This window comes from Flavobacterium aestuarii, from assembly GCF_040049115.1.
Taxonomy (GTDB): Bacteria; Bacteroidota; Bacteroidia; order Flavobacteriales; family Flavobacteriaceae; genus Flavobacterium; species Flavobacterium aestuarii.
Window position 1 is genome coordinate 35533 of sequence record NZ_JBDLZZ010000016.1, and the last position, 26633, is coordinate 62165.

At 34.4% G+C, this 26633-nt stretch carries 23 protein-coding genes; 10 read left to right on the forward strand and 13 right to left on the reverse strand.

Annotation, left to right across the window (positions count from 1 at the left end; translation table 11 throughout):
• Positions 1–4 precede the first annotated feature (4 nt).
• Genes ABEG11_RS15320 through ABEG11_RS15350 form a run of 7 tightly spaced genes read left to right on the forward strand, consistent with a single transcriptional unit; the run spans position 5 to position 11744 of the window.
• Entirely contained in the window at positions 5–1912 is a 1908-nt protein-coding gene (locus tag ABEG11_RS15320) for an ABC-three component system protein (RefSeq protein WP_348825051.1), read from the forward strand.
• Positions 1909–2529, forward strand: coding sequence for an ABC-three component system middle component 1 (locus tag ABEG11_RS15325; protein WP_348825052.1), 621 nt, complete (start codon positions 1909–1911; stop codon positions 2527–2529). The genes ABEG11_RS15320 and ABEG11_RS15325 overlap by 4 nt, the downstream gene beginning before the upstream one ends.
• Positions 2516–5476, forward strand: a complete 2961-nt coding sequence (locus tag ABEG11_RS15330) for an AAA family ATPase (protein WP_348825053.1) — start codon at positions 2516–2518, stop codon at positions 5474–5476. Before ABEG11_RS15325 ends, ABEG11_RS15330 begins: the two co-directional genes overlap by 14 nt.
• Before the next feature lie 36 nt (positions 5477–5512).
• Positions 5513–6838, forward strand: coding sequence for a hypothetical protein (locus ABEG11_RS15335; protein WP_348825054.1), 1326 nt, complete (start codon positions 5513–5515; stop codon positions 6836–6838).
• Positions 6808–7488 (forward strand): condensin complex protein MksE, encoded by a 681-nt coding sequence (locus tag ABEG11_RS15340; protein ID WP_348825055.1) that lies wholly within the window; start codon positions 6808–6810, stop codon positions 7486–7488. The genes ABEG11_RS15335 and ABEG11_RS15340 overlap by 31 nt, the downstream gene beginning before the upstream one ends.
• A complete protein-coding gene (locus ABEG11_RS15345) occupies positions 7481–10792 on the forward strand; it encodes a hypothetical protein (RefSeq protein ID WP_348825056.1) in 3312 nt (1103 codons plus the stop codon). The genes ABEG11_RS15340 and ABEG11_RS15345 overlap by 8 nt, the downstream gene beginning before the upstream one ends.
• Positions 10776–11744 (forward strand): hypothetical protein, encoded by a 969-nt coding sequence (locus tag ABEG11_RS15350; RefSeq protein WP_348825057.1) that lies wholly within the window; start codon positions 10776–10778, stop codon positions 11742–11744. Before ABEG11_RS15345 ends, ABEG11_RS15350 begins: the two co-directional genes overlap by 17 nt.
• A gap of 229 nt (positions 11745–11973) precedes the next feature.
• Here the strand turns inward: ABEG11_RS15350 and ABEG11_RS15355 are convergent, their stop codons facing one another.
• Positions 11974–12795, reverse strand: a complete 822-nt coding sequence (locus ABEG11_RS15355; protein WP_348825058.1) for a universal stress protein — start codon at positions 12793–12795, stop codon at positions 11974–11976.
• Between the two features lie 236 nt (positions 12796–13031).
• On the opposite strand from ABEG11_RS15355, the gene ABEG11_RS15360 reads away from it, so the two are divergent.
• On the forward strand, positions 13032–13574 hold the full coding sequence (locus tag ABEG11_RS15360) for a TetR/AcrR family transcriptional regulator (RefSeq protein WP_348825059.1): 543 nt from the start codon (positions 13032–13034) through the stop codon (positions 13572–13574).
• Positions 13575–14216: 642 nt separating this feature from the next.
• Positions 14217–14729, forward strand: a complete 513-nt coding sequence (locus tag ABEG11_RS15365; protein WP_348825060.1) for a hypothetical protein — start codon at positions 14217–14219, stop codon at positions 14727–14729.
• Positions 14730–14891: 162 nt separating this feature from the next.
• On the opposite strand, the gene ABEG11_RS15370 is transcribed toward ABEG11_RS15365, so the two are convergent.
• The 11 genes from ABEG11_RS15370 to ABEG11_RS15420 all read right to left on the reverse strand — a co-directional run bounded on the left by ABEG11_RS15370 (position 14892) and on the right by ABEG11_RS15420 (position 25578).
• A complete protein-coding gene (locus ABEG11_RS15370; RefSeq protein ID WP_348825061.1) occupies positions 14892–18176 on the reverse strand; it encodes a chemotaxis protein CheB in 3285 nt (1094 codons plus the stop codon).
• Between the two features lie 136 nt (positions 18177–18312).
• Positions 18313–18576: a hypothetical protein gene (locus tag ABEG11_RS15375; RefSeq protein WP_348825062.1), complete on the reverse strand. Its 264-nt coding sequence runs from the start codon at positions 18574–18576 to the stop codon at positions 18313–18315.
• Between the two features lie 18 nt (positions 18577–18594).
• Positions 18595–19077: a CinA family protein gene (locus ABEG11_RS15380; RefSeq protein ID WP_348825063.1), complete on the reverse strand. Its 483-nt coding sequence runs from the start codon at positions 19075–19077 to the stop codon at positions 18595–18597.
• Positions 19078–19102: 25 nt separating this feature from the next.
• Entirely contained in the window at positions 19103–19705 is a 603-nt protein-coding gene (locus ABEG11_RS15385; RefSeq protein ID WP_348825064.1) for an SET domain-containing protein, read from the reverse strand.
• Between the two features lie 2 nt (positions 19706–19707).
• Positions 19708–20148: an adenylyltransferase/cytidyltransferase family protein gene (locus tag ABEG11_RS15390; RefSeq protein ID WP_348825065.1), complete on the reverse strand. Its 441-nt coding sequence runs from the start codon at positions 20146–20148 to the stop codon at positions 19708–19710.
• Between the two features lie 17 nt (positions 20149–20165).
• Entirely contained in the window at positions 20166–21311 is a 1146-nt protein-coding gene (locus tag ABEG11_RS15395) for a hypothetical protein (protein WP_348825066.1), read from the reverse strand.
• Positions 21311–22495 (reverse strand): UDP-galactopyranose mutase, encoded by a 1185-nt coding sequence (gene glf / locus ABEG11_RS15400; RefSeq protein WP_348825067.1) that lies wholly within the window; start codon positions 22493–22495, stop codon positions 21311–21313. Before glf ends, ABEG11_RS15395 begins: the two co-directional genes overlap by 1 nt.
• Positions 22441–23589: a glycosyltransferase gene (locus ABEG11_RS15405; RefSeq protein WP_348825068.1), complete on the reverse strand. Its 1149-nt coding sequence runs from the start codon at positions 23587–23589 to the stop codon at positions 22441–22443. Before ABEG11_RS15405 ends, glf begins: the two co-directional genes overlap by 55 nt.
• A gap of 441 nt (positions 23590–24030) precedes the next feature.
• Positions 24031–24750 carry a YqjF family protein gene (locus tag ABEG11_RS15410; RefSeq protein ID WP_348825069.1) on the reverse strand — a complete coding sequence of 240 codons (720 nt, stop codon included), beginning with the start codon at positions 24748–24750 and terminating at the stop codon, positions 24031–24033.
• Positions 24751–24886: 136 nt separating this feature from the next.
• Positions 24887–25048, reverse strand: coding sequence for a hypothetical protein (locus tag ABEG11_RS15415; RefSeq protein WP_348825070.1), 162 nt, complete (start codon positions 25046–25048; stop codon positions 24887–24889).
• Positions 25049–25206: 158 nt separating this feature from the next.
• Positions 25207–25578 carry a SpoIIAA family protein gene (locus ABEG11_RS15420; protein WP_348825071.1) on the reverse strand — a complete coding sequence of 124 codons (372 nt, stop codon included), beginning with the start codon at positions 25576–25578 and terminating at the stop codon, positions 25207–25209.
• 235 nt (positions 25579–25813) lie between these two features.
• On the opposite strand from ABEG11_RS15420, the gene ABEG11_RS15425 reads away from it, so the two are divergent.
• The gene (locus ABEG11_RS15425; protein ID WP_348825072.1) at positions 25814–26098 is read left to right on the forward strand and encodes a hypothetical protein; all 285 of its coding nucleotides are present in this window, start codon (positions 25814–25816) and stop codon (positions 26096–26098) included.
• An 89-nt stretch (positions 26099–26187) separates the two neighbouring features.
• On the opposite strand, the gene ABEG11_RS15430 is transcribed toward ABEG11_RS15425, so the two are convergent.
• Positions 26188–26622 carry a hypothetical protein gene (locus ABEG11_RS15430; RefSeq protein ID WP_348825073.1) on the reverse strand — a complete coding sequence of 145 codons (435 nt, stop codon included), beginning with the start codon at positions 26620–26622 and terminating at the stop codon, positions 26188–26190.
• Positions 26623–26633 lie beyond the last annotated feature (11 nt).

The following is a 26633-nucleotide window of genomic DNA, read 5'->3' on the forward strand; positions in this document are numbered from 1 at the left end:
ATTAATGCTAGCTAAATTAAGATTAGACCAAACTAAAAAATATGAACAGGCTCTTGTAACCTACGAAATTTCAGTTATGCTGATTGATTTTGCATTAGGAAGAAGCCATTATATGAGGATTGGTTCAGAACAAGGAGATATATCTACATGGGATGATATAGTTATCGAAAAAGACAAGAATTCACAAATTCATATACAGGTTAAAAGACAAACAACAGGAGATTTTGGTAGTCAAAATGACGAATGTACCAGAAACGATTATTTACAAGGTAAGCGAAAAGATCAGAAAAGGGATTTGTCACCTTTAGATGAAACTTTAAGAAGCTTAGCTAATTGGTCTGAAAATATTAACACGTCTACTATAAGTCCTAAAAAAGAGTTTTGGATTGAATTACCAGAGTTGAATACGCAAATTAAAAACGGACTTCAAATTAAAGATTTGAAAAAATTATGCAACGAACAAATCAAACCTGCAGTTACGACAGCCTTAGATCTACAAACCCTCATAGGTATAGATCCAAATGTTAAAAAGTGTTTCGATTGGTTGACTACTTGGTGTGACTTTAAGGATTGGGAGCATATTTTAAATGCCTTACAGGTACTTAAGATAAAAAGTTCAGGAATAGAATCTGACATCGAAAGTAAGACAGAAGATAGACTGAAAGAAATATTTATCTTAGATAAGCTAAAAGAAGTACGATTAAAAATCCTTTCCTACACTATTGAAAACACTACTTTTTCAGGAGCTATCGCCCCTAGAAATTTATTATTCGAACTCAAAGAATATATTCGATCAGACATCAAAATTTGGACACAAATAGACAATATCAATAATGATTGGCATATTTCAGGCATCCTAGATTTAGAAACTAATACAGAAGTTGAAAGACCGTCTAAAGTAATACCTTTATTATGGTCTAATGACAGGGGGAGAAATTTAAATATCAATTTAGAAAATATTAATCCTCCTTTTGCACCTATTCATGAAAGCATATTTCGGCTAGCAATCCACCTGGAGGGAAATATAAGTGGATTGTGTTCAAATTGGGACGGTTGGAAAGTTCATATCCAAAACAAGATCGGCGGCACGTTTGGAATTTTTAAGAATGATTTTGAAAGTCTGAGTATTGCTGACAATAATGCTCCATTTGAAATAAGTGAAGGGAAAACTATAAATACAAATGCTGAACGAGAAGTTTTTGCGAGAGAAATGAGCGACCAAATGACAAAGAGAACTTGGGAGCTCGTTTCGGGAAAAATATCAGAACTAATAAATGATATGGACACTCATCAATCTCAAGAGTTAAGAGACGCAGTTGAAATGCGTTGGAATGCCTGGCAAAAAATTATAAACAAAGATGATTCAATACTTATTCCGCTTTTAAAAAAAATAGTACATCCTAAAGCTGAAGGAGAAGAAATATTGGGACACTTACGAATAGGTCCAAAGACAAAATTACTAATCGCAGATGCTGTATTTACCTGTTTACTTATTTCAGTGGCACTAGGTTCTATTGACGCAGGTATTATGCAAACCGAAGATGGATTAAGTATGGGAGCTATAGGACTTAATTGGTGGAGCGGACCAGCTGGAAAGACTAAAAAAATTAGGAAGATTGACGCAGAGGAATCGATAGATGATCTTATTGGTAAAGAACCATACGATATTCTAATCCTTTCACAAAGTGAACAGCCAGAAGGTGTAATTTACAAACAGTCAATTAGTGACTCAGCTAACATTGATCATTCCTTAGCAGCTGGACATAACCCCAAATTATTAATAACCCGAAACCGAATCTTTGATTCGATTGTAAGAAAAGGAAGTGTTGATGAACTTCAAAACTATTTAAAACAAAAACTCAACATCTACAAAGAGACACTTACTGAAACTTTAAACAATAATATATCATGACTTTTGACCAATTAGTATTGTATATCATTCATCAGATTGAAGCTCGTTTTTCCATAAAAAGCCAAGGGCCAATTGAAAACGAAATGATCGAGATAGCCTCTGAAAATCTTCAAAATAAAAAACTATTGCGTTTTTTTCGACCTTTAGAAACTTTAGAACCAAGCCTTAAAACCCTACTTATAGTTGGCATCAATTCGGATAATCAACTAAAAGATGTCTTGCAATGGGCAGCATTATGCAAAGAATTACTCTTAGATCCCGAAACTGCTGATATCTATCTTGCCATTATGTGGACTGGAGAAACTCAGCCTTCACTTGAAGAATGCTTAAGGATTGAGGCTAGCGAAGATTTCTGTCGAAAATTTGTATTACGCCCAAATGAAACAAAGGAATCATTTGTTGAAAGAACGTTTATCACAAAAGTTGATGTTCCAACTCCATTGGATTTAGGCCAAGATCCTCTTATTTCAGCTTTTTCAGTCTTAGAACAAGAATTTTCATGGTTTAATGATGACGAAAAAGTCAAATGGCGAGAGGCATTTAGTTCTGGCACTTCAAGTTTTGACCTTTTTAATACATTGATAAATAACAAATCAGAAAGCAATGAAGCATCTTAAAAAAATAACAATAAGTAATGCGAGACGTTTTGGTAAAGATGTCGAAATTGAATTAAGTTCTGGCGCTAATATATTTCTTGCTCCAAATGGAACTGGAAAAACAACTCTTTTCGAAGCTATCGAGTTTGCATTGACTGGCTCTATTCAACGTTTAGTAAACCCGCCATTATCGTTGATACGTGACAAACAGAATGATGTGGATGTAAGATTAGATTTTGATAATGGAAACTACTGTGAGGTTAATTACAGAAAAGGTGCAGAGCCTAACATATCGGGAAATCATGATGTATTGTTTCCAGGACACTCCATAAAAGATATTCCATTTCTTTTAAGACTTACACATCTTATAGAGCAACGTGGAAATAACTGGTTTATACAAAAAGGAGAATCTTCTCAAGCAGGAGATTTGTTAGATAAGTTATCAATTGGAAAAGATTTAAGTGCTATTGCCAAAACAAAATCAAATACTTTGAGTGCTGCTACGAAAACAATAAATGAAAAAAAAGATGAGAAGGATAAACATACAGAAAAGGTTTCTTTTTTTGAAGATAAATTAAAAGATCGTGATGCGGCAAAGTTAAACTACGTTCTCAAGCCATTAAACGAAATTATTGATCAAATACAAAGTATTCACAAACAATTTGATGGTTCATCAAATTCGGGAAATATTGGCCAAAATCCAGATGCCGTTGTTAGCTACCGCGGACTTGTAAACTCTGTTTTACTTAAATTAGAAGAAGATAATCAAAAGCGTTTATTTAATCTTTCAAATCTTGAAAGCAAAATTTCTCTTTTTGAAAGTAATAATACAGAAATAGAAGAAAAGCAAAAGCAGATAGCTGGAAAAGCAGAGATAGCTGAGAAAGCAGCTACAGATCTTGATCCCTTAAAGACAGCACTAGCTACACTCCAAGATACTCTTAATAAATCCACAGATGTACATAAAGACTTAAAGAAATCAAAAGAATCATTAAATAAAAAGAAAGAGGAAGAAGCCAGATCTATATCAACGGAAAAATCCATTAAATCCATATCTGAATCTATTTCTGAACAAAAAGAAAAATTAAAATCAGAGAGCGAACTTGTTGACAAGCTTAATGCTAAAATTGCCATGTTCAATTCTATCCGAGGACGTGAAGCAGAGGCTCTAAAAAAACAAGGCGAATTCAATTCATTACAGTCGGTAATCGAGGATTGGAATATCCATGTGCTAAAAATGACTGAAATAAAAAATCTCATAAACACTCAAACAGTACAAAAAGCAGAGTCTCATAAAAAAATAGAAGATTTTCAGGCTGATTTACTAAAAGCAGAAAACTCATTTAATGAAAGTCAAACGAAACTTAATTCACTAAAAAATGCTTCCGATGCAATTCTTGGAGCAGTAGGAATAATAGCATTAAATTTACTTGATGATCAGAGAAATTGTCCTGTTTGTAATGCAGAATATGAACCTGATGAACTTTCGAAGCAAATGGCTTTGGCTTTGGAACAAATAGATCCTGTTATAAGTAGTGAAATTGAAACTAACAATACATTAAAAACAGAGGTTGATAATAAAAAACAGCAAATACAAAATGAAAAAACAACACTAAGTAAAATCAGTGAAAATTTAGTTGAAAATGAAGATAAATTAAAAAATGTTCAAGAATTTATTAACGAAAAATGCCTACCTAGATTTCCTGATAGTAGCAATATCACCGAAGCAAATGAATGGTTAATAAGTGAAAAAGAAAAAAACAATGTAAATCTACAGAAGATTGTTAACGATAAAACAGAATTTGGAGAAGAACCATCCTCAGAGGAATTAAGCAGGCTCACAACAGCTAGAGACCAGACACGAGATACAATTCAATCCAATGAAATAAATATAAGTACTCTTACGGTATCTCTTGAAAATATTAAAAACGAAATTGAAAAAATAAACCAATCTCTTTCATTAATTAACACAGATTTATTAGACTCACAAATTTCTACTATAGCAACAGAAATTGAAGCCACAACATTAAAAATAACTGACGACACAAGGGTTAGAGAACAACTCGAGAAGGCTAAAAGAGAAGCTGAAGAACAAATCACAGACCTAAATATGGCTATTTCGAAGTTACAAGGACAGCGGAATGAAATCTTAGCGGAATGGAAAGATAGTAGTTTAATTCAACCTCCTTCATTGGAGAATCTTAATGTAGGGAAAACTAAATTTATCAAGCAATCAGATCTTATCAAAAAAGGATTAGAAGACCTAAATAAGATGAGTGATGAATTAGGTCGTTGGAACGCAGCAGAGAAGTTTGCCACATTAGATAAAGAAATAAAAGAAATTTGTGAGAACCAAGACGAGCAGGTTTATTTATCAAGTATCAAGGAACTATTATTAACAATAAATGGAGAACTATCTTTCATAACAGAAAGAAAAACTGCCCTTGAAAAATTATATCGTAAAATCGGTGAAGAAGTTAATGGCGTACACGATAAAATCAAAGCCATAAATCCGTTATGGGTCTCTTTACTAAAAAAAATTGTTGTAAATCCCCGCTTTGTAGAGACACAATTAGAAAGTTATTCATTTAGAAATAAATCGCAGGCAGAAGTAAAAATAAATCTTCATGATGAACAGGTAAGCGTGATGGAAGTAGCAAGTGAAGCGCAAGCAACAGATTTGCAATTAACCTTTATGCTTTCTATGGCTAGTAGCTATAAATGGACGCCATGGAAAACATTACTGTTAGATGATCCAACTCAACATCATGATCTTGTTCATGCTTCAGGTGTATTTGACCTTCTTAGAGATTACATAGCAGATCAGGATTTTCAAATTTTAATGGGTACACACGATGCGGTTCAAGCCAAATTTTTTCAAAGAAAGCTTCAAAATGAGAATATAGATGTAAAACTTTGGCGTTTAATAGCAAATGATGATGGAGTTAGAGCAGAAATAATAAATTAATAAGCATCCAGATCAGAAGGATCAGCTCAAATAATCATGAAAGAAATCGATCTCTATTCCGAAGCAAAACCGCGCTATTATCAGCTCATACCTAACAAGGAAGATGGGCTGATTATTCTTGCGTTATACCAAAAATATCAAAAGCAAGAATTTACGGAAGACCAGATCATACAGATTATTAATAAAGTTCTTATTGATCTGGGTGGCTCACAGCGAGAAGAGAACAACCGGAATAATACAATTATTCTACGTCTGCAAGAATTCTTTCTGTGGCGAGACAGGAAAAGAAAAGTGTATGGATTTAAAAATTACGGAGAAGAATTTTGTCAAAAAGTATTCAAACGTCTTTCAGAAAGCTATCATCCTGCAAAAATAGAACGTCTATTCAAGCATTTATTGGATACTTTAAAGACATGTCTTGAAAAAAATCCTGCTGAGATCTTGATTTGGATGGACGATCATTTCAACCATAGGAGCAATGAACTTGCCTTGCAAATTGAAATATTGGATCAGCAAGTGAGCGAATCTGTAGATGAATTTCGTTTCCAGATCAAGCAACCCCAAGCGAATATTCTTCAGGTAATCGATACCATTAGTGCAGGACTAGACCAAATAAAACAGCACGCACATGAACTGACCACTGGTTTTCAAATTACTTACGATATAGACGACATTTTGCAGGATATGCTTAAAAACCCTGAAAGTTTTGATCTTCTGGAGAGCATTAACCATGTGCTGCAATACAACCAAAATGTACGCAATCATTTAGATCAAGTAAGTGTACGCATCGACAAAATTAAACCCCGAATCCGGGAGTTTATTTTTGAATTCAATCAACGAGAACTCGATCGGAAGACAGATAAATTTCTTCATTATTTATTGGATACCGCCTCTTATATCCGTCAGGAAAATCAACCCAAAAGACTTGTTTTTCCTAAAGATATAGAATCTGTTACCATCAGGATTCCCGAATCTATACCCCGATTTTATATCCTAACCGAAAGAGATTTTGTAAGGAAAGCACCTCTACCATCTGCAGTCAGATCTATAGATGTTGAGCAGACTAATAGTGCTATAGCAAAGAACAAGGAAAAACTAGAAATAAAGAAAAAAATACAGTTTTGGGCAAAGAAAGCCTTAGATCAAATTGATCATGAAGGAAAACTTGAGTTCTCACCTTTCTTTTTCAGTATTCTTTCCGACGAGGAAAACAATCTTAACATCGCCGTAAAAATAGCTCAAAGATTAGTGAAACATTGTAACGGCTGGCAGTACAAAATAACTATCAATCAAAACGAATATCATGACCCAAATTATCTAAATCTTTCACTATGGAATATGACGATACAGAAAAAGACCTGAACATACGCTATTCGTTCATGTTAGATAGGACTGCAAAAAACACATTTGCCAAACTGGACTATTTGCTTAAATCAGGAATGCACATACAGCGTGATTTTCCAAAACCGGTTTCACTGTATGCATTTCTGGATAAACATTACGCCAGTTTGCAAGCTTATTATGATGATTTCTTCGAAATGCTACTCAAGAAAGAAGGCGAAGAATGGAATACCTATTTTTATATCGATTTTCATGAAGGTTCGAGGGGCAAGATCCCAACAGACAATCAGTATCGATGGTACTTGAAGTCAGAGTACATTTTAATAGGACTGATATTTTTTAAGATTTATAAACTCGATGGTAATATTGAATTGTCTAAAATATCTGATTTTATCAACTTGCTGTATCAGGAATACGATGAACTGCTCATTAAAATGCAACGTGTGGTCTCATCCATTGAAACTGATGCCGATTCGGATATGAATGAAGAAAAGCTAAGAAATTTGGTATATAAAGCGTTTACAGAATTTGAACAACTGGGCTGGATTGAAAGAGATTCTAATGACAGCGATTATTTTACCTATCAACCCTCTTTTGAAAGGTTAAGAAGGATTTATTATCCACAAATTGAAACTATTGATGAAATTATAAAACGAAAAGAACATGATTAGTTTTCAACCGAAGATTTATAGTTTATCGACGCTAAATGTAAGACAGCACTTCAACTGCGACTACAAATTCCACGAATTTCGGACCGATTTTAGCGGAGAAAGTGGAAGTGGAAAAAGTTTAATTGCTGATTTTATACAATTACTTCTGGTGGGTTCTCGTGTATTTAAATCAGGAACAGAGGGTGTAAAACATAGAGATACGAGCGGACTGGTTCTTAAAAACGCCTCAGGAAAATATGGACGAGGTTATGTTTTCGTTAACGTTGAGGTACAGCCAAGAAGATATATTACACTTGGAGGTTATTTGGAAACAACAAGTAGCCAAATGCAATTCTTTATTATTCAAGCTGGTTACGATTTCGATGAAACGCTCCTAGCAATGAATGAGCCTATTTTTTATCGGGATTTATTGGTAGATGGAAACATCGACACATTGGAAAATCTGGAAAAAAGTTTTGTACAAAAAGGCTATCTCAGGCGTGTAAGCAATAAAAAATACCACCAGCTTATTTTCAATAACGGCATACTGGCAGTAGATCTTAGCCAAAATATGCAAAGCTTGAAAAGTTATGCAGCCATTATCCGTTCATTTTCAAGAGGAAAAGGTTTTTTTACAGATTCAGATGCACTCAAAACATTTCTTTTCGGAGACGACGACCAGAAACAGCTTATTGATAAATACCGCGACGAAGTACAAAACATCAATGTTGACCAACAGCAACATCAACGCCTGTTAGAAGAAATTGCCACCATCAAAAGCAAGGAACAAAAAATAGAAAATGTTCTACGTGATTTCAAAACCTTTAGTCAGTTGCAAAAGCAATTCAGTGTGCAAAATATTAGTTTCTGGTATTATGAAAGTAAAATCCTTTCCACAAAACTTGAGCAAGCAAAACAAGATTATCAAACTAAACAGATAGAAAGATACTTGATCAAAAAGAAGTTGGCTAATGTAAAAATATCCGACATCAACTACCAAAATAGCACCGTAGCACTTTTAAAAAACAATATCAAAAATGCAGAGCAACTAAAAGAAAAACTAGAGTATGATTGGCAACAAGCCAAAAATGTACTTGACGAGAGTACAAAATTTAAAGACATTATAGATAAAGTAAACAACTGGTTTAGTGAAGATCGACATGATGTAGACACTATACGTCAATGGCATTTGGCTGAACGCAACAAAATTACGGATAGAGAAACCTTAAAAATATTTGAAAAACACCTTATAGAGAATAAAATCCAAAAAGAATTTGAACAATCAGATTGGTTCAACGATTTTATAAATGCGGGAAAATCCACTTTACAAAAGCTGAAAGACCTTGGACAAGCTATCACCAAGTTGGAAATACAGCTTGTTTTTTCGGACTTAGAAAATCCTGCATCATTAGCGCATTGGGCAATAGAACAACTGAATTTACCACTTAGTCTTGAACAAGAAAGCTTGCTAATCCATTTCCAGACCTTATCAAGAACAGTACCTAATCCACCGGAAAAACGATATCTCCCCTTTCCTGAAAAATTATTCAAAAAGCCTATTATAATCAAAACAGATCGTAATGGATTTTGGCTGGAGTTAAACGGTATTTATGAATTTATAACTAATGTTTCAAAACAACATCTAGATGCACCAGCTAATGAGATCACACTGGATAGGGAACCATTGGAAGCCTTCAGAAAACAACTTGAAGCGCTAAAACAGCAGCAAGAAAACTTAGGAAACTTAAAGGAAAAATTGGAAAGCTATCCAGCATTAGAGAAAGTAGTTTACTTATATAAAAATAGTCAGATTGAACTGTTTAGCGAAAAAGAAGAGATTTCTGAATTTACATCAACTGAACTTGAAAAGCATTTATCTATTTTTCTAGATTCAGAAAAGCATTTAGCGAATTATAAAAAGCATAAAGAGGTATACGACACCGCCTTTGACAAGTATAGCCATAGCCAGCAATTAGACAAAGATAATCAAGAAAAGATTGATCAAATCTATAGCTACATGCAAAAACAATATGGCTCTACTGACTTTGACTATTTGGTGAAAAATGAGGAAAATCTGCTTATTAATTTTGAGACAGACTTAGATAATCTTGTGACTAAAGAAAAAGTAACTCTTTCAAAAATTCAGAAAATGGAAGAAAACTTATTTAAAACCAACCCAGCGATAAATTCGCTTTATGAAATGGGGAATATTATTGGGGCTGAATATAATGAAACAAAGATACAGTTTGAACTGTATCAAGGGAATTACAATTTAAGTATTGCCAAACTCTCAGAAGCAAAGACAAAATTTACAATAGTACAAAATCGTGATTTCATTGTTGAAAAAGATTTAATAAAAACCGAACAATTGCCAACCGAACAACAAAGTATCGATGCTTACAGCAAATTCAAAGCTACTTACGATTATGCTTCCGAAGAAATAGAAGACAAGACCATTTTGAAAGATTATTCAGTTGGCGTGTTGGCAAATAAACTATTACCTACCGTTTTTCTTACACAGCAAATTCAGGAAGAATTTATTGGTGAGCAAATTGAAAAACGACTTATAGAATTAACCAATGACTTACAACGCATCGGTTCAAGGAAAATTGAAATTCTCCATAACGTATTTAATGAAGTACAAAAAGTCTATAATGAGTACTTGACGAAGGTTCAAAAAATAACCAGATTTTTGTCAAGCTATGAAATCACAGGAGGTAATTATGCTACATTACAGCATAAGCCAGCTATTGGCTATCCAGATGATTGGATGAAAGTATTCAGAAAACGACTCACGAACGAGATGCAGGATGTTGGATTGTTTGCGTCAAATAATAAACAGGACATTGATGAGATTATGATCAGTGTATTTCGGGAAGCGAGTGGAACAAGAGAAGCTAAAGTAAACGACCTCCTTAATCCTCGCTCTTATTTTGATCTCCTTTTCGAAATAAAATTAGAAGATGGACAAAGCAATTCAGGAAGTAATGGACAAACATATACTGCAAATGCCTTGCTATGCCTCGCTAGATTATCGCTTATAGAAGATAAAGATCATCCTGGAATCCGAATAATGCCCATTGATGAAGCCGAAGGCTTAGGAAGCAATTATGAAATGTTGCATAAATTAGCAAAAAAGGAAAATTATCAGATTGTAACCATGTCAATAGAAACAGCCGGTGATATCAATGATGAAGGGCAGTATATTTATATCATGAATGACAATAAAGATACAACAGGCTTAACTTATGTTCCACCATTAGGCATCTTTCAAAACGGACAATTAACAAAAAATATTGATGAAATCTTTGAAAAAACTACATAGTAAGGATTTTACATGGCCGGTCTTGAAAGCGCTCAATGATCTATACGAAAAAAAGAAAACCGCTGCTAAAATTCAAGAGGTAGATTTTATACGTTATTTGATTGCACAAACAGATTTTATTGCTCAAAAAAAAGGTAATAATAACATATTGATAGCACAGGACGGTTATAATGAGTATTATGAAGATAATTTTTATGCCGCTTATAAATATTATTATGATTTTCTGAATCTCATGAACATTCGTCCAGATGGTGGCAAAAAATTTACAGAAGAAGATATTCGTACGTTGATTTTGATTTATGAAAGCCGAAATGAATTGAAGGATAAACTTTCAAACATTGAAGATTTTTCCGCTAAACTTTTCGATTATGGAGGTTCTAAATATTTAAAATATAAGGATAGTGTTCGTAATGCAGTTTTGAAAATTCTTGAAATTGACGAATTTCCACAGTCAAATAAGGATCTACAATATAGATTAGTAGTTGACTATATAAACCCTAAAGCTATAATCCTCTGTGAGAACAAATCTTTTTTAAAACAACCTTGGAATGCAAAAGAATTGGAGGTTAAATTGTGGTATGTAGGGGGCAATAATATTTCTATTATAGATGATATTGACGAAATGGAATTAACGTACCCTATATATTATAGTTGTGATTGGGATTTTGACGGATTAAAAATTTATCAAAGAATAAGTAGCAAATTAAAAAAGAGAGGTGTGGATGTTAAAATTCTTATTCCAACAACATCACACCAGTATCTTCCAACAAATTCTTTTAAGCATTATAGCAGGTGGGATTATAAATTAGATTTTTCAGGACTTGATAGAAAATTGTTTTCTTCAAATGCCCAAGAACTAATTACTAAACTAGTAAAAGATGATTTATGGATAGAAGAAGAAAGCAATGTATTAAAGGAAATGTATTTTCATAATTTAAAAGACATCTTTTAGAGATGCCTTACTTAAAATAGGTAGTAAAAGATATGTTCTAATTAAAAACTAAACTTAAAAATCAAATGCTTTTATTTTCAAACCTCTGTTAGCTCGCTTAAAATCTGGAAATCTTCTAGTAAAAGGTTCGAATTTTGTACTGCTAAGTTCACAAAAAGCCACTCATTGAGTGGCTTTTTTGTTTGCTATAAACCCAGTAAAATCAGCACTACTATGGATCAAGATATTTTTAAAGAGGAAGCGACAAAAGAGGAATTTCACTTCTCGAAGCCATCATTCTTGTTTTGCTGATATGCATCAATGAGTCCCAAAAGCCGTATTTATGAGGTACCATAATCAGTAAATCAGCATTTATTTGGCTTATTTCATCCTGGATGGCTTTAATTATTGCAGTAGATGATACAGTTTTATACTTATAATCTGTTCCATTTAATCCATCTGCAAAATGTTCTATTGCTTTGGTTTCTTTTTGCTCGTTTTCCAATTCATTAAGCTTGTTGCTCACATGAAACATTTCTATAGCAGCGCCTAATCGGACAGCAATATTTTTCACCTTCTGTAATATAGCTTCATGTACATCACGGGTAATGTCGCACGCAAAAAGTATTGTTTTTAATCCTTTATAGGTCGCATTAAGAGGAACTGCCAGCACTGGAAATTTAAGTCTTTGCAGAGCTGCTGTAGTGGTATTGCCCAGCAGATCCTGTTCTATTGAATCTTTTGTCATTCCCATAACAGCAATATCAGCTTGAGTAGCATCAATAGTCTTTTGAAGCTGATTCTCAAAATCTCCCATTTTCAAAATCGGTGTTACTTCAATTTTATAATCCTCAGAAAGTTTCTTTGCCAGATCAGAGAGTTTCTTTACGCAGGCTGCCTGTAATTCATCTATTGAAGAGGATTGCACTCGGGCATTAAGCGCATGAATAGAAACATGATAGAGGTGGAATAAAATAATTTTAGCTTCTGTAGCAGCAGCAAGATGAGAAGCATAAGCAGCAGCATTGTTAGCTTCTGGTGAAAAATCTGTAGCAACAAGTATTGTTTTCATAAGTCTATTTTGTTTTTGTGTAATTGATAAAAATAATATGAAAGTGAAATTTTCTTTGTAGCAAAAAAAAGCTATTACCTTTACAAAGATACCAAACGTTTGGTATCTTTATGATTTTAAACTTTTAAAATTTAGAATATTTTATGATAAAAAGCGAAAAGAAACTAATTTTATAATGAAAATAGAATTCTAAGATTAAAATACAAAAGCAGAGTGCACTGCATAATATAAATGTCATGAATAATTACAAGAAGAAAAAAGACCCAATTGAAAGCCGAAAGCTGATTTTAGAAACTGCTGTTGAATTGGCAAATACGTACGAACTTAGCCAGATATCATTTGATGCTCTTTCAAAAAAGTGCGGTCTCAGCAAAGGAGGCATTATTCATCATTTTCCAACGAAAGAAGCCATTTTTGATACCCTTTTTAAAGAAAATTTCGAAGAATACAAAAACTGGGTTCAAGAAGAATTAGAGTCGGAAGATTTGCCCAATCCGGCAATTGCACTTCTTAGAATTACCCTAAGGAAATGTAATGATGAGAGCTATCGCAGACTGATGAAAGTAATCTATAAATGTTTAGTGAACAACGAACAATACTGCCTGCTATGGAATGAATGGTTTTCAGAATGCATAATTAAAGATTTAGACGAAGACAGCGAAATTAAAACAGTATTAGGTTCTCTTGTTGCTATTGGAATATGGAACATGAATACACTAGGATTATACAAAATAGAAGCGCAAAAAATGAATAAAATACTGACGGTATTGCCAAAATAATTCTTTGCTTGAATCTCCCCAGCTCGGCGAAGTATTGCAACTCTTGCATGCACGCTTAGCATTGAATTTCTGGGCATGAATGGCGAATAAAATAATTCCTGCCGATTCAGGCAAAAGATAAATCGATTAATAGGGTGAAAGAGTAAATAATGGTAACGAAATCAGTTTTAATACATATTTTTGTGAAAACAAACCATTAAGAAGCACTGAAACTGTTACAGCTGTTGTTTGCTTTTATAAAATGATCGTTTAATCTGTTGTAATTTTAGCATTGATGTAATGGATAAATCAATAAATGATATAAAAGCTTTAATAGATATTTTGATGAGCGCAACCTGAATAATATGAGAGCTTTTTACAACGCTTTTCCAATTTGGAACGCACTGCGTACCGAATTGAGCTGGCTCATTACAGAATTATTTCCAGAATAGAAAACGAAGAACATATGAAACCATAGTAAAATATTTGGTATTGGCCGAAAATGAGTATCTATTCGCAAGCAAGTACCGTCTTTATCTGCCAAAAGAAGAAGAATTAAAAAAAATGATAGACCAGGACTGTACTAACTTTGAACTAGACCATGACAGCTAAACCTGAAAATAGGATAGTAGTAGCAAAGTGTAGTAAAAATAAAAAAGCATAATGGAAAAATATTTACGGCAATTAATTTCAATAGAATTTGAAGACAAGAAAGACATCTTCAGCGGTTTTCTTATTGATTGGACAGAAGACTGGATTTTACTGAAAAACAATCCTGTTGATTTTATAATTGATGGCTATACCATATTAAAAAATAAGAATGTAAAGTCAATTATCCAAGACAAGGATCATGAATTCACAGAAAAAGTAATAAAGCTTAAAGGTTTAAAAACAAGTGCGGAGGAAATAATCCCGCTTAAAGATCTGCCTTCAATTATTTTTTTTCTAGCGGACAGATATGAGATTTTCCAGATTGCAACAAAATCAGACAAAGCGGTTTATCTTGGCAAGCTCATAGAATTAAATGACGAAGAACTCATAATAGATTTTATGGGAACGGAAGGTGATTTTGAAGGCGAAATGAGTTTTAAGCTCCATAAAATAAGAGTCATAGAATTTGATACAGACTACATCAATTCCTTAAAACTGGTTGTTTATCAGGGAAATAAAAAGTAAGTGCTGCTAAAAGGCTTTTGGGGTAGTCTTTACACATACTTTTTAGTTTGGACAAAATAGCCTCTCCGTTATACATTTTATGCCATTAATTATTAAAAGTCGTAACTTACTGTTATAGCATTTAGGACTCTGTTTGTCATTGAGGCTTCGGTCATTATTTTTTTAATACTGAGGAAAGAAAATAGTAACAGCCGTACCAATATTGATTTCGCTTTGCGCTGTAATTATTCCTCTATGATTCTCCACTATTTTTTTAGAAAGGGAAAGTCCAATGCCACTGCCGGGATATTCGTCATGGCTGTGGAGTCTGTAAAAAGGATCAAAAACTCGATCAGCATATTCTTTTCCAAAACCTATCCCATTGTCACTCACGGTAATTTTTATAAAACTGCCGCTTAAATTCTTATTCATTTCTTTTAATTGTTCAGGGCTAGCAGGTTCCGCTTTAATATGAATTTCTGGTGGTATTCCTGGTTTTGAATATTTTACTGAATTACTGATCAAATTGGTAAATAATTGCTGGATTTGAAAAGGAACTGCATTAATATCTGGTAAATCTGTATAGGTGACTACGGCATTTTTTTCAGCTAAAATATCTTTCATATCCTGAATGATTTTCTTGATAAGCATATTCAGGCTTGTTTTTTTGAATTGCTTATCTGTGAGTCCGATACGGCTATACTCGATTAAATCGGTAACTAATTGACTCATGTTTGCGGCTGAAAATAATATACGCTTTAAATTATGCCTGCTTGATTCGGAAAGGTCTTTGTCAGTTTCTAAGATTTTTTGAGAAAACATTTGCACCTTGCGAAGCGGTTCCTGCAGATCGTGACTTGCCGAAGTGCTGAACTGTTCTAGTTGCGCATTATATTTTTGAAGTGTATTATTAGTTTCAATAAGCATTGTATTGGCATGTGCCAGATCAGTAATGTCTTCTAATGCCACAAGAATCATTCCTGCTGGTTTGGCATCGACAATGCGTCGGGCATTTACCATCATGATTTTTTTACCAATATCTTTACAATGGGTATCTACCTTAAAATCTTCAACAGTCACTTTGTCTTGGAGGAGTTTATTAAGAAGTTCTTTGAATTCGGGAATATCCCACTGGCAGTCACCAATACTGAAAAAAGAATGACCTTCGGTTTCCTGTTCTGTGGTATTGAAATATTTGTAATAAGCAGAATTGGCACTTTTTATAATGAAATCCTTATCTATTATGATTAGAGGCTGCCGTATTGTTTTTATAATAGATTCAGAATAATTACGGAGGGAAATCAACTGTTCCTGACGATCCATAAGCTCGTCATTTACACACATTAATTCTTCATTATTGGATTGAAGCTCTTCAGTAGATGTTTCCAGTTCTTCGTTCATTGCCTGCAGTTCTTCGGTACTTCTCAATAATTCTTCGTTTGATGTTTGAAGCTCTTCAAAAGCCGTCTGCTGTTCTTCGGTTATTCTTTTTATGTCGTCGCGCAAATGTGATACTTCATTTTCAAGATCGATGATTCGTTTTTGGCTGGCATCTTTGCTTTTTAGTTTAGAAGTATCCGGAATTTGAGGCAAAGGTTTTTTATAAAACAGAATCATGCTATGGGAATCATTTGCATGTAATGGCAGGATTTCTATCGATACAAGGTAAGGCAGGCTTTTTTTGGTTATATTTTCTCTGTTGACAGCTTTTTTAAATTTATTTGCCTCTACTATTGCCTCTCTTAATTCAAAACTGATTTCTTCTTTCGCCATTTTTAAGATGTTGAAATTTGGCTTGCCTGGCGAAGGCTGCAGGAAAGGGCTTGTGTCACCATGAAAATGAACAATTTCCTGATATTGGTTTATAATTACGCTGGCAGGAGTGTATTTCGCAATTAAAATATCGGATGCTATTTTTTTATAATCAGTTTCGAGAACTCCACTTTTCTCGTTTACCGCAATTTTGCGACGAATGCCGATGCTGGGCGATTTATAAAATTCGGGAACAAAACGTCCTGATGCAGATTTTTTTGAATAGATTTTTTCAGCTTTGTCGATCTGTTCAAAAAGATTCGGAGTATTTGATGCCGTTTCTGATTTGCCTAATAGTAAATATCCTTTTTCTTTAAGCGAATAATAAAAAGCATTTAATGCTTTATCTTGCAGGTAATTATCAAAATAGATTAAAACGTTCCTGCACGATACCAGATCAATTTTAGCAAAAGGCGGGTCTTGAACAAAATTATGAACTGCAAAAACACACATATCACGAATCACTTTGTTAATATGATAAAGACCGTTTCGTTTTGTAAAATAATTATCGATTCTTGATTCTGAAAGCAGCTGGACATCTTGTGGTGAATACATGGCGGTTCGTGCTTTTGCAATATTTTTTTCTGAAATGTCCGAAGCAAACAGCTGTATCTGCATTCCAGCCAGATTATTTTCAATTAGGTATTCATGGAGGCTAATCGCGATAGAATAAGCTTCTTCTCCAGTAGAACAGCCAGCAATCCAGATGCGTAAACGGTTATCTTGCGCATTTTGTATTAATTGAGGAAATACAGTTTTTGGTAAAGCCACAAAAAAATTGATGTCTCGGAAAAAATAGGTAACTGGAATGAGTAAATCATAAAAAAGAGAATCCTGTTCTGTCTTATCATTTTTAAGTGTATTGTAATAATCTTCCAGATTCTCTTTTTTTAAGCTTACCATGCGTCTGGTAATGCGTCTTCGCAAGGTTGCCTGCTTATAATGGCGGAAATCATTCCCATATCTTAAAAAAATTACATTGATTATTCTTTCTAAAATCTCATCATTATCATTGCTTAAATCGTCATTATCATTGTATCCTTGGTTGGTTTGATAAGTGCTGTGTATTTTTAGCAGCTGTTCCGGAATGTTTTCTGGAGTCAGCACATAATCCACAGCATCCGATTCAATGGCGCTCAACGGCATGCTTTTGAAATCAGCAGTGTCAGGATCTTGTGCAATTGTTGCTCCTCCTTCCTCTTTAATTTTCTTGAGGCCTAAAGTTCCATCAAAGGCGGTACCCGATAAAATTACCCCAATAGCATAGCTTTTATGAACTGCTGCAAGTGATTCAAAAAAGATATCGATACTGTTGTTCCTTAACATATTGCGGCTGCGTTTTTCTAACTGCAGTACTCCATCAAAAGATGTTAATGTATGATTTTCGGGGATAATATAAACGTTATCGGGCGCTAGATTAATATTATTGATAATTTCATGAACAGGAAGAACCGTAGATTGTGCTAGTATTTCGGCGAGTCTGCTATCATAGTCTGGTGACAGATGCTGTACAATTACATAAGCCATTCCTGATTTTTCGGGTATTGCCTGCAGTAATTTTTTGAAAGCATTTAGGCCTCCTGCTGATGCTCCAATTCCAACTACTGGAAAGTTCTGTTCAGTCTTTTGTGGATTTTGGTTCTCTGCTGGTTTCATGATATAAGCGGTATGAATCAAAGTTACTGCAAATTGTCATAGCGCAGTTTCATTAGTGGAAATGATGTAACATATTCCGCAAAACTTGCAACTTGTATTTGTACACAAAAAATGGTATTGCTAAAAAAGAACGGACTTATAATTTTTTAAGATGAATTAAAGGATCGTCCTCATCTATTTTTCTATCAATTTCTTCTGAAGGATTTAATAGATCACGGTCTAAATTTTCTTCATCATTAGTAATTACATCTTCTTCCTGATCATTGGTTATAATTTCCTCATCAGGATCATCGTTCTCTTTAGTTTCATTGTTAAAATTATTAATTGGATTGATCTCTGGCAGCTCTTTATAATCGTTATTATTTTGAGCGGTACTGTTTTTTTGATTTGAAGTGTTCATAATATCTGTTTTTATTGATTAAATGCGAGTAATGCTATTGATTATAAGGCCTGCTGCTTTGTCTATGGACTGAATCACGATCTCTTCGGGAGTACCCAAAAAAACCTCACGATGATTTATTTTTGCGCCCGGCGTTATTATATGAAGGAAAATAGTTCCTACCGGCTTTTCTGGACTTTCGCTTCCTCCTGGTGTGGTCAGTCCTGTTACTGCCACCGTTATTTTTGCATTAAAAATCTTGTAGCAGGCCTCGGCAAGTTTTTGTGTCACTTGAGCAGATTCAGGTGTGTATTGCTCAATATAGCTATGTGGCAAATGCATAATCTGTTCTTTGACAAAAACTTCATAACAGGATATACCGCCACGGAGTATTTTGCCAGAATCCTCAGTTAAAGAAAATTCGGAACACATTCTTCCTGCTGTAGCACTTTCAGCAAAAGCGATGTTCCATCCCAGCTTAGCCAGGATCCTGCTGCATTTTTTAACAGTTTCTGAAGGCATAACAAATGTTTTTATATTGATTAAATTATACAGCTTGAAGAACATTTCGGTTAAAATGACATTCCAATATGGATTTCATTTCTTCAGGGTTCTTGATAGCGTTGAGAAACTCTTTCCAGACATAATCAGGAATAAAGTTCGCCAAAACTTGTTGTACATCTAGCACTTTTGGTGCGTTCTGTGCAATCAGCTGATCCCACTCTTTATAGAAATGCAGAATGTCATCTGGGTACACACGTTTTCTCGCAGTGCCTTCATCAATTGCATCAAAAGGCTTTTCTACATTGAGATAACCATAATCGTCGGTCAGTTCTTCGCCTGGATTAATGTCTTTTATGGCAATTTCAAAATCATAGGCAGTACTGAAACAGTTGGGTAAAAAGCTATGATTTACATATTTGCCATTATCCCAGCACAATACAAATTCTCCCTTTTTATTTATAAATGAATAAGTTTCCAGATATTGCATTGCAACAGGATTTAAATCAGCTGTCCTGGATCGATCAAATACCTGGTCGAGTTCGTCTTGAACCCATGTAATAGTTCCTCTTGGAATAAATTTTGTGGCTACAAGGCCATATCCTTTTTCAGGACCTATGTAACGCACTTCTGTATCGGGATGTATCATTTTTATACTAATTTTAATGATTCACATTGATAGACTTCTTTTCTAAGCCCGCTGCTCGAAAAGCGGTGATTGCGTTTGTTGTAAACCAATTGGATTTTCATTTTTTCGCAATATTCACGGCCGGTAAAGTTGACATTCTTATACTCATCACCTAAAATACGGACATCTATAGGTATAGCCTGCAGAATATCTTCGAGATCCTGTTCGGTAGCGTAAGGAATAATTTTATCTACAAACTTGCAGGCTTTGAGCTGGATGTAGCGTTCTACGACTGATTGTGCAGGTTTGTTTTTTTCGGGTCTGTCTATTGTCGGGTCTGTTTGAAGGCCTGCAATTAAATAATCACAATGCATTTTTGCTTCTTCAAGCATTCGGACATGACCTGCATGCAGAAGATCAAAGGCGCTAAAGGTGATTCCTGTTTTGTTTTTTGCTGTTTTCATCGGATAAGTTTTATTTGTTATTTAAAAAAATGAAGCACATAATCAAGGATTCCGTTATGCTGCTTAAATTTTTCCTGTGCTGTTTTGATGGAATCAATGTACTGCTGATCTGGAATCCGATTGCCATTGTTGTCTAAATCCCAGATCCCGCACTGGCAGTAACTGCTTAAATCATCCCAATCGGGTCTGTCTGTTACAGGATAAATGCAGATGCCGTTTAAATCGACGCCATTTTTTTTTGCAATTAAGCATTGCTCTGTAATTTCTTCGAGCCATTGTACCCGATGCATTCCAAAATGCCCCGTTTCCGACAGGAAAACAGGTTTGTTATACCTTTGATATGCTAATACGAGCAGTTCCGAGAGAGGAATCCTGTTTTGAAAATCTTCTGGCCATTGCAGTGGCTGGCCATTTAAATTCCATTGACAGTTCCAATAATAATTGAAGCCCAAGATGTCTAGAAAATCTTCAGATCCACCAAGTTCAGGGCAGATCCTTCCAGCAATAATATCCATTGCCTGAAATTGATTTTCGTTTGACTCCTGTAAATGAATTACATTATCATCAGCGCATCCGTGAATTTTTATTAACGGTTCTACCAGCACAATAATGCATTCAGGATCGGCTGCTTTTAGTGCCTTGATGCCCAAAATAGCGGCTTTGCATAGATGGTATTTTATATCCCAGCCACTGTTTATTGCAAAAGGTACTGTGCCTCGCACATCGCCCGAATGCCAGGATAGGAAGCTTATTTCGTTTATTGGCACTACAAATAACTGCTGTTTTGAATTTTTGTTATAAAAAGCGGCAAAGGCTGTACATAAAGCTTCAAACCTTTGACAAAATAAGGGATGAGCTGGAGAGAGCCCGTCTGGATATCCAAAATGAATAAGATCCCATATTTGCTGTATGTCATATTCATCTGCAGCTTTCATGCGGTTAAGCACTCCTGAAAAATCAAAGTTTCCTGCTGCTTTTTCAACCTCACTCCAGCAGATGCCTTCCCGCACGGTTTTTATTCCAATAGAGGAAAGAAGGGCATAATCCTCGGCAAAACGAATATCGTGCTGGGTTTCTTTTAGAAGATTAATTCTTTCTCCTGATCTATTGATGTGGTCGGCACATTCATATCCTCCCATGAAAAAACTATTGAAAAGCTCCATTATCCTGCAGTTTTATAAGATGGTTTATTATTCAGTTTTTCAAAAAGATCCAATGCATTCTTAAAGGCCTGATCCATATTGAAATATTTATAATTGGCCAGCCTGCCAACAAAATGTATGTCAATCAGTTTTTCTGCTTCAATTTTATATTTGGCATAGATTTCCTGATTTCTCTGATTGGGAACTGGGTAATAGGGTTCTCCTTCATCTACTGTAAATTCTCTCACTACAGTTGTTTTGTCTGACTGTTGATTCCCAAAGTGCTTGTATTCTATTATTCTGGTAAAATCAACTTCTGTCCCAGGATAATTTACTACCGAGTTTTCCTGAAAGTATGCAGTATCAATGGTTTCACTCACAAAATTGATAGAACGGTATTCAAGCTTTTCTGTCAAACTGTGCTTAAATTCAAAAAAACGGTCAACAGGACCTGTGTAAAATAATTTTTCGTAACTGATGTATTTTTCTTTAATATCAAAATAATCGGTATCTAAAACTATTTCTATATTGGAATGCTGCAGCATATTTTCGAATAATTGAGTGTAACCGTCTTTTGGAAGAGCTTGAAAAGTATCTGTGAAATAACGGTTATCAAAATTATCGCGCACAGGAATACGTTCGAGCACAGATGCATCAAGTTCTGCGGGGTATTTATCCCATTGTTTTTTAGTATAATGCTTAAACATTTTTTCATATAAAACAGGACCAACGCGGTTCAATACAGCTTCTTCACCATTAGCAGGTTTTTCGATAGGTGTACGGTTTTCCTCCAGCCAATTTTTCATCTCTTGCTCAGTAGAGATATTTATTCCAAATAATTCATTTACAGTTGTGATATTGACGGGAATAGGTACCGTTTTATCATCAACCCGGGCAACTACAGTATGTTCCCAAGTATACCATTCGGAAAATCTGTTTACGTAATTCCACACTGCTTCATCATTAGTATGAAACAGATGAGCGCCGTATTTTGAAACCAGAATTCCGTTCTGATCTATGTAGTCATAGCAGTTTCCCGCAATGTGATTCCTTTTTTCTACAATTAAAACTTTTTTGCCAATCGAAGCGTATCTTTCAGCAAGCACAGCACCAGAGATACCAGCACCGATGATTAAAATGTCAATTTCTTTCATTTGGCAAAAGTTTCGATGATAGACTCCATTCTGCTGACTGTTGTATCCCATGATGTGTTTTTGAGAATGTTATAATATTCTACCGGCATGCATAACTGCTCGTCTCTTTTTTTGAATACAGAAACAATAGTTTTTGCAAATTCATCAGCGGTTACTATAGTTTCAATGCAATTGCTATAATCTCGGACTACATCTGTTATTTTTGTAGAGATAATTGGTTTGCCAGCAGCCATATATTCCAGCGTTTTTGTCGGGCTTATATATTTTGTTGCGTCATTAATTGCAAAGGGCATCATGGCTATGTCAAAAGCTTTTAGATAGTTAGGAAGCATTTCATAAGAACGCATTCCGAGATAATGAATATTGCCAGCTTTTGGGAGATCCGACTCATCAATTTTGGCCAATGGGCCAATCATTACAAAAGAGGTGTCAGGGAGTAATTTTGCTGTTTCGTGTAATAATTCTAAATCTATCCTTTCGTCAATTACTCCATAATAACCTATGATGGGAGCTTTTAAATTAGATACATCAGCTGGAATTATAATCTCAGTTTGAGCTTTTGCAAAGTGTGTTTCATCTACAGAACTAGGAAAGCAATACACGTTAGTATGCAGTTTTTTTTTGGATTCGTATAATGATTTGCCTCCCGTAAAAACTATGTCAGCATGCGACATCAGATATTTTTCCTGATCAATAAGAACTTTTGGAGCTCCTTTAAACAAGGAAAGTTCGTCCATGCAATCGTATATTGTGATTTCAAATTTTAAAGACGTTAACAGCGGACTGAAAGAAGCAGAGTAAAACCATCCTATCGGAGTGCTTTTACTTTTTATGTACTGTGGCAGTATGGCAGCAATTGATTCGATGCTGGATACTTTTGGCTGTAATACGTGAAGATTATCATTAATACGCAGTAGAGTGGCTGTGTTTTCTTCGTTCTGCTCAAAAGACACTGGTTCTTCAATCAATAGGGTTTTTAAATTCTTTGATAATCTGCTAATTAAATGCTGGGGGCGCTGGTATACAAACTGCCATCTTAAATGACAAAAAACTACCATATCATACTCTGAGGATGTTTTGTTTTGGCGGATAGAAATTTCGTTTTCAGCAATTCTTTTCTTTGTTTTTTTTAAATTGTTAAGCATGATATTTTAATTTTTAATTATTAAATTTTATTAAGTGATTGTAAACCGAAATATTATTGACAATCCTCTAATCCCCAAAATTACCTGCAGATACCACTCAATATTTACATAATTACCAGCCGATGTTACAGAATTTTCCTTGATTCAGGCAAGGTCCTGACGTATAATAAATGCTATTAAATACTACGAGTAAAATGATGTAACGCTATGCAGAAATTGTATAAGAAGCGGTGTATTCCTTTGCATAAATTTGAATTGTAACAGTATTGCAGCTGAAATGATTCTGTTAACGATAAAAACGAAGCTTAAAGTGATGATTAAGTTTTGTTAGTAACCTGTGGTATACCCGATGTATCACAGGTTTTTTTATAAAAAAATGCTTCATAGAAAAAAGAGATAGAAATAATTAGTATGCCCGATGCTAGTTTCTGGCTGAATGTATTAGACAATTATTATTCTGTTCCATAAAAGAACTTCAATCTTTTTGGAAAAATGTATTTTTTCAGGATTGACAGTAAGAGATAAATTTTCGAAATTATATTCTAAATCCCAAACGGAAATAACTGCTTCTTTAAGATTCCATTCTTTGTGATGTATGTCGTGGCGATATAGTTTGCCGTGCTTGTAATTATAGAGGGCATGCCGCTCAGTAAGCCAGATGTCAAGTTTCGATTTGCCCACCGGCAGTCCAGCTGGCTGGAATGAGATATCTAGAAAGAACTTATGGGTTCTGTTGCTGCTAAAAAAGCTGTTATTGTTTTTTTCTATGTTTGATTTCAAATAAGGAAGGCCTATAAAGGTTCTGGTTAATAATACTTCAATCAATTTATCAGTTTCTATAGAAAACATATATATTCCCCTGATGCCATCCCGTATCACGTATGTGCGAACATTTATTTCTTTAAATTTGCTGATATATGGAAAAGGCGGCAAATAATGAACACACATTTTTTTTACTTCGAATGCTACCAGAGAAACCCATGCATTGTCCTCAAATATGTCAGTTTTTAAACCAGGAGGCAGCAGTTCTTGAATTTTTTCGGCTGGAATTCTCCAATGCAAAAATGTAGTATCGTGCCATTGCTGATAATAACTCCAATTTCTATCTGGAAGCGGATAAGTCCTTTTTGAGGTATCTTCTAAAATGTGTTTTGTTTTCATACTTAAATCTAACAGGGATCACTATTTGTAATAAATTAAAAAGCCAAGAACTCAGTGTTCCTGGCTTAGGTTAATGCTTAAATTGGTTTTCCAATTTAATTCTTAGTATCAATGAATGTAATTTATGCAAGACAGTCTATTTTTTACCAGAGCTTTTGTCAGTACTGCTTTTTCCAGAACTTCCGGAATCTTTTCCAGTTGTTTTCTTAGCACTGCTGCTTTTAGCTCCATCGGCCGTTTTTTTGCCAGTATCTTTTGATGTACTGTTTTTGTCTGTTTTATTTCCAGTTGTGTTCATGATAAATAGGATTTAAGAATTGATATTGTACAAATCTATACGCAATGCAAAAAATATTATTACAGAATTTTTATAGAGGTTTATATAATTTTGCACGCTTGTCGAGCTTGCTGTTCATTTATTGAAAAAAATATACCAGCTAATAAATGTGAAGAATTTCAAAGCGTTTCTTCGGAAACCCAGGTCAAGGCTTCATCATAAAGTTCTTTTTTGAAGCCTTTAAATTCTCCAGGAACAAAATAACTGAATCCGTTGGTAAAAGTGATTGCTGTGTCAGAGTCGGTAACAATAGCTGCGCGATTCCATTTGGATAAATTTTTGAGTCCAAGTAACGCATCTTGTACCCAGGCGCCAGTAGTAAAATTTTCTACCTGTGTATCCAGATACAATAAAAAATTAATATGCCCAATGGAGGATATAACACGGTTAACTTCGGGGATAACAATATTTTGATAGTCTTCTTTTGTTACTTCACCTTCAGCACGGAATGCTGCAACATTACTCGGTGCATTTTCTATTAAATGAATCATGATCTTATAATTTTAGTTTACATAAAAGTAAACACCATATAAAATTGTTCATTATATAATTTTTTAGAAATGTAATATAATTTTAACTAATTGATATTCAGTCTGTAGTTATTGTGTTATGGCTGAAGATTATTATTGAATTATGTAAGATATAATTAAAAACATGCAACAGTTAGCTGCAGCAGAATTTTAAATTTGAGTAAATAAACAAGTATTAACTTAAAATTTAAAATTTATGAAAACTGTATTCAAATCAAAATTGATAATGGTGGTTATCGTATTGATGCTTTCCTTTGCATGTAAAACAAATACATCTGGTGACTATAATTCGAATGATGAAAACGGAGTTACTGACAGCACAGCAGTAAATTCGGGTATGAATAGCTCAGGAACTCAATCTGGAACAAGTCAGGACACAATCTCTGGGACAAATACAAATCCTGGGACAAATAATTCTAACAGCGGCAGCACACAGCAGAATGGTACCACAATTGACACAACAGCCACTCCAAAAAAATAATAATCATAAAAAATTATATGGATTACGTAACGGCTGTTTTTTAGCAAACCCTTTGGCCATTATGGTGAGGGGTTTTGTTATTTTTGAAATCAGTTTAGGCTCTGCTGATATTTAGTAATCTGAATCAGTGATTTTTCGATTCCTAAAAGCTGGTTCTGCAACAATAAAGAGAGTGCCGAATAAAATTTTATTTCCTGTAATGATAATTTATATTTAAGAATAAGTTTCTGTTCCATCTCTATACAGGATAAAAGGAATGTATTGAGACAGAAAGCACTTTTCAAGCTCCAATCTCTTTCCTTTAAGTACTCTTCCCAATCATCATTGTAAGGCTGCCCTAATTTTTTCATTTCATGCTGCAGCTGCAGCAGATAAAAGGAACGTTCTCGAAAATAAACCATTATGGATTCTTTTATTAACGGATCTTCAACATCTTCTGAAGCTGCTTGATAACTGGCTGTACTCAATTGAAGAATAAAAATAAGCCCCTTTAACGTTTTTATTGCTTTATCTGTATGTTCCATAATTGTTTTAT

What these genes read in the sequence shown, in the direction of transcription:
- ABEG11_RS15320 (WP_348825051.1), top strand. Translation starts at nt 5, where the DNA reads ATGCTAGCTAAATTAAGATTAGACCAAACTAAAAAATATGAACAGGCT.
- ABEG11_RS15325 (WP_348825052.1), top strand. Translation starts at nt 1,909, where the DNA reads ATGACTTTTGACCAATTAGTATTGTATATCATTCATCAGATTGAAGCT.
- ABEG11_RS15330 (WP_348825053.1), top strand. Translation starts at nt 2,516, where the DNA reads ATGAAGCATCTTAAAAAAATAACAATAAGTAATGCGAGACGTTTTGGT.
- ABEG11_RS15335 (WP_348825054.1), top strand. Translation starts at nt 5,513, where the DNA reads ATGAAAGAAATCGATCTCTATTCCGAAGCAAAACCGCGCTATTATCAG.
- ABEG11_RS15340 (WP_348825055.1), top strand. Translation starts at nt 6,808, where the DNA reads ATGGAATATGACGATACAGAAAAAGACCTGAACATACGCTATTCGTTC.
- ABEG11_RS15345 (WP_348825056.1), top strand. Translation starts at nt 7,481, where the DNA reads ATGATTAGTTTTCAACCGAAGATTTATAGTTTATCGACGCTAAATGTA.
- ABEG11_RS15355 (WP_348825058.1), bottom strand. Translation starts at nt 12,795, where the DNA reads ATGAAAACAATACTTGTTGCTACAGATTTTTCACCAGAAGCTAACAAT.
- ABEG11_RS15360 (WP_348825059.1), top strand. Translation starts at nt 13,032, where the DNA reads ATGAATAATTACAAGAAGAAAAAAGACCCAATTGAAAGCCGAAAGCTG.
- ABEG11_RS15365 (WP_348825060.1), top strand. Translation starts at nt 14,217, where the DNA reads ATGGAAAAATATTTACGGCAATTAATTTCAATAGAATTTGAAGACAAG.
- ABEG11_RS15370 (WP_348825061.1), bottom strand. Translation starts at nt 18,176, where the DNA reads ATGAAACCAGCAGAGAACCAAAATCCACAAAAGACTGAACAGAACTTT.
- ABEG11_RS15375 (WP_348825062.1), bottom strand. Translation starts at nt 18,576, where the DNA reads ATGAACACTTCAAATCAAAAAAACAGTACCGCTCAAAATAATAACGAT.
- ABEG11_RS15380 (WP_348825063.1), bottom strand. Translation starts at nt 19,077, where the DNA reads ATGCCTTCAGAAACTGTTAAAAAATGCAGCAGGATCCTGGCTAAGCTG.
- ABEG11_RS15385 (WP_348825064.1), bottom strand. Translation starts at nt 19,705, where the DNA reads ATGATACATCCCGATACAGAAGTGCGTTACATAGGTCCTGAAAAAGGA.
- ABEG11_RS15390 (WP_348825065.1), bottom strand. Translation starts at nt 20,148, where the DNA reads ATGAAAACAGCAAAAAACAAAACAGGAATCACCTTTAGCGCCTTTGAT.
- ABEG11_RS15395 (WP_348825066.1), bottom strand. Translation starts at nt 21,311, where the DNA reads ATGGAGCTTTTCAATAGTTTTTTCATGGGAGGATATGAATGTGCCGAC.
- glf (WP_348825067.1), bottom strand. Translation starts at nt 22,495, where the DNA reads ATGGGATACAACAGTCAGCAGAATGGAGTCTATCATCGAAACTTTTGC.
- ABEG11_RS15405 (WP_348825068.1), bottom strand. Translation starts at nt 23,589, where the DNA reads ATGCTTAACAATTTAAAAAAAACAAAGAAAAGAATTGCTGAAAACGAA.
- ABEG11_RS15410 (WP_348825069.1), bottom strand. Translation starts at nt 24,750, where the DNA reads ATGAAAACAAAACACATTTTAGAAGATACCTCAAAAAGGACTTATCCG.
- ABEG11_RS15415 (WP_348825070.1), bottom strand. Translation starts at nt 25,048, where the DNA reads ATGAACACAACTGGAAATAAAACAGACAAAAACAGTACATCAAAAGAT.
- ABEG11_RS15420 (WP_348825071.1), bottom strand. Translation starts at nt 25,578, where the DNA reads ATGATTCATTTAATAGAAAATGCACCGAGTAATGTTGCAGCATTCCGT.
- ABEG11_RS15425 (WP_348825072.1), top strand. Translation starts at nt 25,814, where the DNA reads ATGAAAACTGTATTCAAATCAAAATTGATAATGGTGGTTATCGTATTG.
- ABEG11_RS15430 (WP_348825073.1), bottom strand. Translation starts at nt 26,622, where the DNA reads ATGGAACATACAGATAAAGCAATAAAAACGTTAAAGGGGCTTATTTTT.